Origin of the sequence: Chryseobacterium sp. S0630, assembly GCF_024158915.1 — a bacterium.
GTDB lineage: Bacteria > Bacteroidota > Bacteroidia > Flavobacteriales > Weeksellaceae > Chryseobacterium.
In genome coordinates this window covers 1-781 of record NZ_JAMZGF010000127.1, presented here as the reverse complement: position 1 = coordinate 781, position 781 = coordinate 1, and the positions used below count along the sequence as shown (strand labels likewise).

Below are 781 nucleotides of genomic sequence, written 5' to 3'. Positions count from 1 at the left end.
GAAGCCGTCTCATTTTCCTTGAGGCGGTTTTTGTTTATAAACTACCCATATTATTTTTTTAGGATGATTTTTTTGATTTGAAGTGTATTTTTATGCCACTTTTTTTCTTAAGTTGTGTGCTAAAGCATGTAAACCGAACTCAATTTCTACTTTTTTCAACGATTTTAGCATAAATCGCTTAAAATGGTGATTGTGTTTGAGGTTGGCAAACACAGGCTCTACATCGTAACATCTTTTTTTACGTTTTTCTATCCCTTCTTCACTTTTCAGTCGCTTTCGAGTGAGTTCTTTATGACGTTCCAGATTGTGATTTCTCTCTATGCTTCGGTTTTCTTTGGATTGATGGCACATGCTTCTTAATGGACACCCTTGGCAGTTTTTGGCCTTGTAATGCGATATGGTCTGCTCAAAACCGGTCTTGGTAGTTTTGCAGCTTTCGTGATTTTTTTCCATTCGTTGTCCCATTGGACAAACGTAAAAGTCTTTCTCCTGGTTGTAGTGCAAATGCTCTTTGCTAAAGGTTTTATTTTTACTCTGATAGTTTTGGTTCTGCTCTTTATCAAACGTATTGTACTTTACAAAAGCCTCTATTTCAAGTTTCTCTAAAAGCTCATAATTCTCTTCACTTCCGTAACCTGCATCGGCGGTAAGGGATTCTATTTCGTAGAATTTTTCCTGGCCTATATTGTCTTTAAAATTTTCCAGATGGAAAGCTAAAGTAGTAGTATCGGCGGGGGTTTGATGAAGGGTATAATTCAGAATAAACTGGTTCTCGGTGGAG

Annotated in this window: 1 protein-coding gene; it reads right to left on the bottom strand. The window is 37.0% G+C overall.

Annotated elements, in window-relative coordinates:
- Positions 1–90 precede the first annotated feature (90 nt).
- The coding region (locus NK356_RS24040; protein WP_253318252.1) for a transposase at positions 91–781 on the bottom strand (691 nt) is incomplete at its 5' end.